The 1,410-nt window shown below is 61.8% G+C and carries 1 protein-coding gene; it reads right to left on the bottom strand.

The genetic code is table 11. The features are described from left to right. Window positions 1–281: 281 nt before the first annotated feature. Complete coding sequence (locus ACI3ET_RS16330) at window positions 282–1,205, bottom strand: hypothetical protein (RefSeq protein WP_405034127.1); 924 nt, start codon at window positions 1,203–1,205, stop codon at window positions 282–284. Window positions 1,206–1,410: the final 205 nt, after the last annotated feature.

Below are 1,410 nucleotides of genomic sequence, written 5' to 3'. Positions count from 1 at the left end.
TTCACTTACCGAGTGCTTCCTGACGGGCGACCTGGGACCTTAGACAAGTCCAAGTCTTCCCTGTTCAGGGAGCACTTCGGTGCTTCTACACGCCGATCACACCGCCACCCCGTGAATGATCCGGGCTAGTTCGGGCTAACGGCTCGCGGCAAAGGAGTGCGTCCGCCGTCGGTGACTGGGAGTCAAGCCCATTTGGCTTGGTCCCTAGAGTGGCGGAGTCTCAGCTTCGAGTCATCTCAGCGGCTCAGCCGTGGCGGCGACCAACTCTGCGTCCCGCGGTATCAGTAGCCGAGTGCGCCCCGTACCGCGGCCCGCCGTGCAGCCATTCGGGCCTTGGCCAAACGCGGTTCAAAGATCTCGATGCCTCGTTCGCCCAGCCGGGCGAGGTCTGGCTCGGGCGACACAGCTAATTCACGACACACCGCAAGGTGCCGTTCGAGACGTTCGTGCTCTTCGCCCCAGTACGTTCCCACCTCGAGGGTCCATAGAAGGTCATCCGGCTCCCATTTGAGCGGTCGGAGCATGACAGCGAGAACCCTAAGCGGGTACCGCTTGCCGAACTGAAACCGCGTCGCGAGCAGCAGATTGCTGAGCGACACCGGGAAGTCCGGGTCGGATACGGCTGTGGTTATCCAGTCGACGTCGGCGGCCGAGATGACCCAGAAAAGGTTCTTGGCCATTGGGCTCTCCCGCACCCGATCCCACAAGTCGAACCGCTGCGCGCTGCTCAACTCACGCGCGCTTTCCTCCCACTCGTCAAAGTCATCGTAACCCTCGAGCGCGTCGACGTGCTCGACAAGCAGGTCCATGTAGATCTCTGGCTTCGTCTTCGCGAGAATTTCGAGCGCCTTGGATTGCATGTGTTCTCGCATGGTGTCTGATGGAACGACGAAGTCGCTCATTGCCCTGGCCCAGTCCGGGTCGTCTGGCATCTCTTGCCTTGAGTACGATATCTCAGCCGCCCACAACGCCGCGGCACTGCTTCGAACCCTGGGATCCGGATGGGTAAACAATGCTTCACGCGTGGACGCGGATGCGTGACCAATGGCGTAGGACGAGTCTAGGTCTTGAATGTCTTCAACCATGAGGGCGTCGACGACGAGACTCGTAAGCTCGGCGTCCCGGCACTCGCTGATCACCGAGCTGATGAGGGCGCCTCTGCCGCCTGCGTCGCCGAGGATCTCCGCCGCAAGCGGAACCGTCATGACGCCGTTGTCGACGCACCTGGTGATGAGGGGGGTGGCCGCACGACCCAGTCCATGGTCCAGCGCTGCACGTAACCAGGCTCTTCACAGATGACGGTGTAGAGAGCGCTGGCGCGTCGGTCCGGGGGTAGGTGTCGAGGTCTTCCGAAGATGGAAGTTCTCACACCACCCATCCGGAAGACCTCGACGTGCCCGACGCTACCTT

Origin of the sequence: Ornithinimicrobium jinqii (assembly GCF_045032595.1) — a bacterium.
In the GTDB taxonomy this organism is placed as follows: Bacteria; Actinomycetota; Actinomycetes; order Actinomycetales; family Dermatophilaceae; genus Ornithinicoccus.
This window is presented reverse-complemented; position numbering and strand designations above follow the sequence as displayed.

What these genes read in the sequence shown, in the direction of transcription:
- ACI3ET_RS16330 (WP_405034127.1), bottom strand. Translation starts at nt 1,205, where the DNA reads ATGACGGTTCCGCTTGCGGCGGAGATCCTCGGCGACGCAGGCGGCAGA.